This window comes from Streptomyces lonarensis (genome assembly GCF_012033735.1).
Taxonomy (GTDB): Bacteria; Actinomycetota; Actinomycetes; order Streptomycetales; family Streptomycetaceae; genus Streptomyces; species Streptomyces lonarensis.
In genome coordinates, this window is the sequence record NZ_JAAVJD010000225.1 from 1 (window position 1) to 8510 (window position 8510).

Genomic DNA, 8510 nt, shown 5'->3' on the forward strand with positions numbered 1-8510 from the left:
GCCCGCGCCGGGCGGCGCGGACGGCTGCGGTCGGTGCTGGTGGCTGCGGTCCCCTCCGCACTGATCCTCGGCATGGGTGTGGTCCCCGGCCCGGCCCAGGCCGACGAGCTGCAACCCCCGTACCCCTTCCGGGCGGGGCCCTGCGTGGAGCGGACCGACCGTGCGGCGCCCGGCGGGGACGGCGCCGGCGCCGCCGCGGAGGCGCCGCCCCCCGAGGAGGAGGCGGGCGAGGGGCGCGAGCCGCCGCCGGGCGCCGGCCCCGCAGAGGACGACGTCGATCCGGAACAGGACGACGCGGACCCGCCGGACCGGCCGGAGTCCGAGGAGGACGCCGCCGGCCCCGTGGACGACGCGGAGCCGGCAGGCCAGGGCCCCGGCGCGGTCCCCACGGACCCGGCCGAGGACCGAGGGGCCTCACGGCCGGACGGCCGGCAGGCGCCGGGCCTCCCCGACGCCCCCGGGCCCGGAACCGCCCCGGACGCCGACGAGCGGACGGAGCCCGGCGCCGGGCCGCACGCACCCGGCGAGGAGCGGCCCCCGGCCGCGGACGAGGCCCCGCCCCCTCGGGAGCCCGTGCGCCCCGGCACCCCCCGGGACCCCGCGGGTCTCGGCCAGGGACTGCGTGATCTCACCGAGGCGATCGGCGGCATCCTGCTCCCCGGGGCGGCCGGCCGCGGGGACCGTTCTGCGGAGACGGACGAGGGCCCCGGCGACGCCGGGGCCGGGGAGCGGCACACGGCGCCGGGCGGTGGCGCCCACGCGGACGCGCCACCGCCCGGCGAGGGCGGGCCGGAGGAACCGGCCGCCGACCGCGCCCCCGGCCGGCCGGTGGAGGAGCTCCACGCCGACGCGACGACCGGGACCGGGACCGATGGCGACGGCGACGGCGACCGTGTCCCGGACGCCCACGAGCGCGACACCACGGCCGAGGGGGTCGGCGAGCGCAGCGACGCGGACCCCACCGAGGACAGCGGCCCCGCCGAACTCCCCGACGGCGCCGAGGACACCGGTCCCGCCGACGCCGACCCGGACGAGCCCGATCCCGCCGCCGAGGACGCCGAGGACGGCGAGGACGGCGAGGACGGCGAGGGCACCGACCCCGCGGACGACGGCGCCGGAGCGGCCCCGGAGGAGCCCGCGGCAGTGGAGCCGGACGCCGACGACCCGTTCGCGCCGGACGCGGCCGGACGGGTGCCCTACCCCTGCCCCGAGGAGCGCGACGTCCCCGGCACCGACGAGGTGACCGCGCAGGTGCTGCCCGACGCGCCGTGGCTGCTGGAGGCGAGCCACATGACGCTGCGCGGGCTGGAGTACCACGGGGTGGTCAACGTGCGCACCGGCGGCGGCGCGGTGAAGCAGGCGCTGAAGTTCACCGCGACCGCGGTGGACATCGGCGACCTGCACCAGGTCGTCCGGGGCGCCGGCGGCCTGAGGTACCACGTGCGGGCGGCGGACGGCTCGACCTCCACGTTCCGCGAGACCACCGTGACCATGTACACGGAGCGGCTGGAGGGCAACCTCTTCGGGCTCATCCCCGTGGTCTTCGACCCGCGGCACGAACCGCTGCTCGATCTCGGCGAGGCCTACTTCACCGACGTCCGCGTCACGCAGGCCGGCCAGTTCGGCGGCACCCTCACCGTGCCGGGCATGCGCCAGTACATGACCCACGAGGACTGAACCCGCCGGCCCGTCCGCCGCCGGCAGGCGCCGCTCGACCCGGCCCCGGGGCGCACCGCCGCCCGGGCACCGGGGGCGGCGGCGGCCCGCACACGGCCGACGCCCGGACCGGGGTGGCCGGGCCGGGCGTCAGTGGGGGTGCCGGGTGCCGGCACGGTGGCTGCTACGAGGTCAGCTGTCGCTGCCCAGGCGCAGGACGCGCACCATGTTGGTGGTGCCGACCACGCCGGGGGGCGAACCGGCGGTCATGATCATCAGGTCGCCCTCGTGGAACCGGTTGAGCCGCAGCAGCTCGGCGTCGACCAGCCGCACCATCTCGTCGGTGTGGTCGACGTGCGGGGCGACGAAGGTCTCCACGCCCCAGCTCAGCGTGAGCTGGTTGCGGGTGGAGGCGTCGGTGGTGAAGGCGAGGATCGGCTGCGAGGCGCGGTAGCGCGAGAGCCGCCGGGCGGTGTCACCGGACTTGGTGAACGCCACCAGCGCGCGGCCGTCGAGGAAGTCCGCCATCTCGCAGGCGGCACGGGCCACCGCGCCGCCCTGGGTACGCGGCTTCTTGCCCGGGACCAGCGGCTGGAGACCGCGGCTGAGCAGCTCCTCCTCCGCGGCGATCACGATCTTCGACATGGTGTTGACGGTCTCGATCGGGTACTGGCCGACCGAGGACTCCGCCGAGAGCATGACCGCGTCGGCGCCGTCGAGGATGGCGTTGGCGACGTCGGACGCCTCCGCGCGCGTGGGGCGCGAGTTGGTGATCATCGACTCCATCATCTGGGTCGCGACGATCACCGGCTTGGCGTTGCGGCGGCAGAGCTCGATGAGGCGCTTCTGCACCATCGGGACCTTCTCCAGCGGGTACTCCACCGCGAGGTCGCCCCGGGCCACCATCACACCGTCGAACGCGAGGACGACCTCCTCCATGTTCTCGACGGCCTGCGGCTTCTCCACCTTGGCGATGACGGGGACGCGGCGGCCCACGCGGTCCATCACCTCGTGGACGTCGTGGACGTCGTCGGCGTTGCGCACGAAGGAGAGCGCGACCATGTCGCAGCCCATGCGGAGGGCGAACTCCAGGTCCTCGACGTCCTTCTCGGAGAGGGCCGGCACGTTGACGGCGACGCCGGGCAGGTTGATGCCCTTGTGGTCGGAGATGACCCCGCCCTCGATGACGACGGTGTGGACCTGCGGTCCGGACACCTCGGTCACCTGGAGGTGGACGTTGCCGTCGTTGATGAGGATCGACTCGCCCTTGGCGACGTCGCCGGGCAGGCCCTTGTAGGTGGTGCCGCAGATGGTGCGGTCACCGGCGACGTCCTCGGTGGTGATGGTGAAGGCGTCGCCGCGCTCCAGCTCCACGGGGCCGTCGGCGAAGGTCTCCAGGCGGATCTTGGGACCCTGGAGGTCGGCCAGCACGCCCACGGCGCGGCCGGTCTCGTCGGCGGCCTTGCGCAGGCGCTCGTAGCGCTCCTCGTGCTCGGCCTGGGTGCCATGGCTCATGTTGAAGCGGGCGACGTTCATCCCCGCTTCGATCAGGTTCTTCAGCTGCTCGTAGGAATCTACGGCGGGACCCAGGGTGCAGACGATTTTGGAACGGCGCATGCCAGCGATCCTATCGGTTTGTTCAGCGGCGGAATAATCGTGGGTCCCGTTCACGTCTCCGACCGTGCGGTGCGGCGGTCGGGCCGGAGCGCGGCTCCGGCCCGACCCCCCGGGACTCAGCCGTTCACCAGGCGGTACGCCTGGGCGGCGATCTCCAGTTCCTCGTCGGTCGGGACGACGGCCACGGCCGTCCGAGCGTACTCCGGCGAGACCAGCCTGGCCTCGCGCGAACGCTCGGCGTTGCGCTCGGGGCAGATCTCCAGCCCCAGCACCTCCAGCCCGGCGACGGTCGCCGCGCGGACCTCGGCGGAGTTCTCCCCGACCCCGGCGGTGAACGCCACCGCGTCCACCCGGCCCAGCACGGCGACGTAGGCGCCCAGGTACTTGCGCAGCCGGTGGACGTAGACGTCGAACGCCAGCTGCGCCCGCCGGGCGTCCGCGCCGCCGTGGCCGTCGTCCTCGCCGGCGTCGATCCGGCGGCGGATCTCGCGCATGTCGTTGTCGCCGCAGAGCCCGACCAGCCCGGAGCGCTTGTTGAGCAGTTCGTCGACGGCGTCCACGTCCATGCCGGCGACCCGGTGCAGGTGCAGGATGACCGCCGGGTCCAGGTCGCCCGAGCGGGTGCCCATGACCAGCCCCTCCAGCGGGGTCAGCCCCATGGAGGTCTCCACGCAGCGGCCGCCGGCGACCGCCGAGGCCGAGGCGCCGTTGCCGAGGTGCAGCACGATCACGTTGACGTCGGCGGGGTCGCGGCCCAGCAGCCGGGCGGTGCGGCGCGAGACGTAGGCGTGCGAGGTGCCGTGGAAGCCGTACCGCCGCACCCGGTGCGCGTCGGCGGTCTCCACGTCGATGGCGTAGCGCGCGGCGTGCTCGGGGATGCTGGTGTGGAACGCGGTGTCGAAGACGGCGACCTGCGGCAGCGCCGGGTTCAGTTCGCGGGCGGTGCGGATGCCCGTGAGGTTGGCCGGGTTGTGCAGCGGCGCCAGCGGCACCAGCCGTTCCACCTCCGCCAGCACCTCGTCGTCGACGACGGTGGGGGCGGTGAACCGCTGCCCGCCGTGGACGACGCGGTGGCCGATGGCGGCCAGCCGCGGGGAGTCCAGGCCGGCGCCGTCGGCGGCGAGTTCCGCCGCGACCGCGCTCAGCGCCTCGCCGTGGTCGGCGAACCGGCGGACGGTCTCCCGGGGTTCGCCGTCCTGCGGGACGTGGCGCAGCAAGGAGGACTCCTCACCGATCCGCTCCACGATCCCGGCCGCCGGGCGGCTGCCGTCCGCCATGTCGATCAGCTGGTACTTCACCGACGAGGAGCCGGAGTTGAGGACCAGGACGCGGGTGGCGTCGGGGCCCGGCGCCCGGTCCGTCGACGTGGAGCCGCTCTGCTGCCGCTCCTCGGGCTGGGGGGTCATGCGTCACCGCTCCGCTTCTGCTGGTCCTGGGTGCCGCCGGCCGCGGTCGCGGACCGGGCCTGCTGCTGGGCCTGGATGGCCGTGATCGCCACGGTGTTGACGATGTCCTGCACCAGGGCGCCGCGGGAGAGGTCGTTGACCGGGCGCCGCAGTCCCTGCAGGACCGGGCCGACCGCGACCGCGCCCGCGGAGCGCTGCACCGCCTTGTAGGTGTTGTTGCCGGTGTTGAGGTCGGGGAAGACCAGCACGGTGGCGCGGCCCGCGACCTGCGAGTCGGGCAGCTTGGTGGCGGCCACCGAGGGCTCCACGGCGGCGTCGTACTGGATCGGCCCCTCCACCAGCAGCTCCGGCCGGCGGGCGCGCACCAGCTCGGTCGCCTCGCGGACCTTGTCCACGTCGGCGCCGGACCCCGAGGTGCCGGTGGAGTAGGAGAGCATCGCGATCCGCGGCTCCACCCCGAACTGCGCGGCGGTCACCGCCGCCTGCACCGCGATGTCGGCGAGCTGGGCGGCGTCCGGGTCGGGGTTGACCGCGCAGTCGCCGTAGACCAGCACCCGGTCGGCGAGGCACATGAAGAACACCGAGGAGACGATGTCGGCGTCGGGGCTGGTGCGGATCACCTCGAACGCCGGCCGGATCGTCGCGGCGGTGGAGTGCGCCGCGCCGGAGACCATGCCGTCGGCGAGTCCCTCCCGGACCATCAGCGTGCCGAAGTAGGAGACGTCGCAGACGGTGTCGTGGGCGAGGTCGAAGTCGACCCCCTTGTGGGCCCGGAGCTTCGCGTAGACCTCCGCGAACCGCTCCCGCAGCGGGGAGCGCTCGGGGTCCACCACCCGGGCGTGGGCGGCGGCGGAGTCGCCGGCGGGCTCGTCGGCGGCCAGCAGCCGCAGGTCGATGCCGAGTTCGGCGGCGCGGCGGCGGATCGCGCCCTCCTCGCCGAGCAGCGTCAGGTTGCAGACGTTGCGGCGCAGCAGCACCTCCGCGGCGCGCAGCACCCGCTCCTCGGTGCCCTCGGGGAGCACGACGTGCCGGCGGTCGGCGCGCGCCCGCTCGATCAGCTCGTGCTCGAACATCATCGGGGTGACGCGGTCGCTGCGGACGACGGAGAGGCGGCCGCTCAGCTCGGTGGTGTCCACGTGCGACTCGAAGAGGCCGAGCGCGATCTCGGCCTTGCGCGGGCTGGCCGCGGTGAGCTTGCCCTCCAGCCCCAGCAGTGCCGCGGCGGTCGGGAACGAGCCGCCCGGCACGGCGAGCACCGGAGTCCCGGGGGCCAGCCGGTGGGCGAGCGCCATGGTCTCGTCGCCCGGCCGCTGGTCGAGCGTGAGCAGCACGCCGGCGACGGGCGGGGAGCCGGCGGCGTGGGCCGCCAGTGCGCCGATCACCAGGTCGGCACGGTCCCCGGGGGTCACGACGAGACTGCCCTCGGTCAGCGCGGGGAGGAAGGCCGGGAGCATGGCGCCGCCGAAGACGAAGCCCCGTACGTCGCGGGCGAGCCCGGTCTGGTCGCCCAGCAGGACCTCCGCGCCGACGGCGCGCGCGACCTGCGAGACGGTGGGGGCGGCGAGCGCGGGCTCCTCGGGCAGGACGAAGACCGGCTCGGGCAGGTGCCGCTGCAGCTCGCCGGCGGCCTCGCCCGCGTCCTCGGCGCGCACGCGGTTGGCGACGGTGGCGAGCACCTCGCAGCCCAGCGAGGTGTAGGCGTGGTGGGCGTTGCGGACCTCGGCGACGACCGTGGCCGCGTCGCGGTCGCGCCCGGCGACGACCGGGAGGACGGCGGCGCCGAACTCGTTGGCGAGCCGGGCGTTGAGCGCCAGTTCCGCCGGCAGCCCGGTGTCGGCGTAGTCGGTGCCGAGGATCAGCACGGCCTCCGACTCGCGGGCCACCGCGTGGAAGCGGTCGACCAGGGCCGAGACCAGTTCGTCGGTGCCGCGGGCCGCCTGCAGCGCGGCGGCGCGCTCGTAGGTCATGCCGGTGGCCTCCGCGGTGGGGCGCGCCAGCCGGTAGCGGCTGCGCAGCAGCTCCATCACCGGGTCCCGGTCGTCGTGGGCCAACGGCCGGAACACCCCGACCCGGTCGACCAACCGGGTCAGCAGTTCCATCATCCCCAGCTCGACCACCTGCCGGCCGTCGCCGCGGCCGATCCCGGTCACGTACACGCTGCGCGTCACGTGCGCACTCCTCCACAGTCCTGCGTCGCCCGCCCGGCCGGTGGGCGGGGCGGCGGGCCGCGTGTGTCGACCACCCGTTCGAGAGGTAGCCCGATCCGCTGGTCCCGCTGTCCGACCGTACCCGGAGCGCTCCGTTCCACGCGCGGTGGCCGTCCCGGTGCGGTGAGCGTCACGCCGCGGCGGCCGCCGCGCACCCCTCGACGCCCGGGCACGCGGTACGGCGGCACCCGGCCCGGCGGACGACGGTACGGTCTGCGGATGACGCGGCGGTGAACAGCGGCCGCCCGAGGCGCACGCGTCGCGGTCCCGCCGTCAACACGTGAAAGAATCGGCCCGGCCCCGAGGGCGCGGCCGATTCAACACCTGAAGCGATCCCGTTGCGAAGCAGGAGATGGTCCCTCATGCGTATTGGTGTGCTCACCGCGGGCGGTGACTGCCCCGGTCTGAACGCGGTGATCCGATCGGTGGTCCACCGGGCCGTCGTGGACCGGAAGGATGAGGTCATCGGCTTCGAGGACGGCTTCAAGGGCCTCCTCGAAGGCCGCTACCGCCCCCTCGACATCAACGCCGTCAGCGGCATCCTGGCGCGCGGCGGCACCGTCCTCGGCTCCAGCCGGCTGGAGCGCGACCGGCTGCGCGAGGCGTGCGACAACGCCGAGCAGCTGCGCCGCGAACTGTCGCTGGACGCCCTCATCCCCATCGGCGGCGAGGGCACCCTCACCGCCGCCCGGATGCTCTCGGACGCGGGCATCCCCGTCGTCGGTGTCCCCAAGACCATCGACAACGACATCTCCGCGACCGACCGCACCTTCGGTTTCGACACCGCCGTCGGCGTCGCGACCGAGGCGATCGACCGGCTCAAGACCACCGCCGAGTCCCACCAGCGCGTCATGGTCGTCGAGGTCATGGGCCGCCACGCCGGATGGATCGCCCTGGAGTCCGGCATGGCCGGCGGCGCCCACGGCATCTGCATCCCCGAGCGGCCCTTCGAGATCGACAAGCTCTGCGCGATGGTCGAGGAGCGGTTCGCCCGCGGCAAGAAGTTCGCGGTCATCTGCGTCGCCGAGGGCGCCCGCCCCAAGCCCGGTTCGATGGTCTACCGCCGCGGCGAGATCGACCAGTACGGCCACGAGCGGTTCACCGGCATCGGCAACCAGCTCGCCGTCGAGCTCGAACACCGCCTCGGCAAGGAGGCCCGCCCGGTCATCCTCGGCCACGTCCAGCGCGGCGGCACCCCCACCGCCTACGACCGGGTGCTCGCCACCCGCTTCGGCTGGCACGCCGTGGAGGCCGCCCACCGCGGCGACTTCGGCCACATGACGGCGCTGCGGGGCACCGAGATCGTCATGGCCCCGCTGGCCAGCGCCACCTCCGAGCTCAAGACGGTGCCCGAGCACCGCATGGAGGAGACCGAAGCCGTCTTCTGACGGCCGGCCCGCCCGCCCCTCCCTTCCGCCGGGCACCCCAGGTGCCCGGCGGCCAGGGGCAGTTCACTACGGTCGGCTCATGCAGCGTCCGTTCCGCCGTGCCGTCCTCGTCGCGCTCGCGGCCACCGCCGCGCTGACCGCGGCCGCACCCGCGCTCGCGGTGCCGGCCCCCGCCCTCCGCGACCCGGTCGTCCCGGACGAGACCGGCACGCCGGCGGGGGCGCCCCCGCCGGAGC

The 8510-nt window shown here is 74.9% G+C and carries 5 protein-coding genes; 2 read left to right on the forward strand and 3 right to left on the reverse strand.

The window, feature by feature from the left end; all coding sequences use genetic code 11:
* Positions 1 to 1677: hypothetical protein (locus tag HCN56_RS20980; protein ID WP_167973463.1), on the forward strand; the 1677-nt coding region annotated here is incomplete at its 5' end.
* Positions 1678 to 1848: 171 nt separating this feature from the next.
* Here HCN56_RS20980 and pyk read toward each other — a convergent pair.
* The 3 genes from pyk to pta form a co-directional block, all read right to left on the reverse strand.
* On the reverse strand, positions 1849 to 3273 hold the full coding sequence (gene pyk / locus HCN56_RS20985) for a pyruvate kinase (RefSeq protein WP_167973465.1): 1425 nt from the start codon (positions 3271 to 3273) through the stop codon (positions 1849 to 1851).
* Between the two features lie 116 nt (positions 3274 to 3389).
* Positions 3390 to 4679 carry an acetate kinase gene (locus tag HCN56_RS20990; protein WP_167973467.1) on the reverse strand — a complete coding sequence of 430 codons (1290 nt, stop codon included), beginning with the start codon at positions 4677 to 4679 and terminating at the stop codon, positions 3390 to 3392.
* The gene (gene pta, locus HCN56_RS20995) at positions 4676 to 6847 is read right to left on the reverse strand and encodes a phosphate acetyltransferase (RefSeq protein WP_167973469.1); all 2172 of its coding nucleotides are present in this window, start codon (positions 6845 to 6847) and stop codon (positions 4676 to 4678) included. The genes HCN56_RS20990 and pta overlap by 4 nt, the downstream gene beginning before the upstream one ends.
* Positions 6848 to 7248: 401 nt before the next feature.
* Between pta and HCN56_RS21000 the strand changes: the two genes are divergently transcribed.
* A complete protein-coding gene (locus HCN56_RS21000; RefSeq protein ID WP_167973471.1) occupies positions 7249 to 8274 on the forward strand; it encodes a 6-phosphofructokinase in 1026 nt (341 codons plus the stop codon).
* Positions 8275 to 8510 lie beyond the last annotated feature (236 nt).

What these genes read in the sequence shown, in the direction of transcription:
- pyk (WP_167973465.1), bottom strand. Translation starts at nt 3,273, where the DNA reads ATGCGCCGTTCCAAAATCGTCTGCACCCTGGGTCCCGCCGTAGATTCC.
- HCN56_RS20990 (WP_167973467.1), bottom strand. Translation starts at nt 4,679, where the DNA reads ATGACCCCCCAGCCCGAGGAGCGGCAGCAGAGCGGCTCCACGTCGACG.
- HCN56_RS21000 (WP_167973471.1), top strand. Translation starts at nt 7,249, where the DNA reads ATGCGTATTGGTGTGCTCACCGCGGGCGGTGACTGCCCCGGTCTGAAC.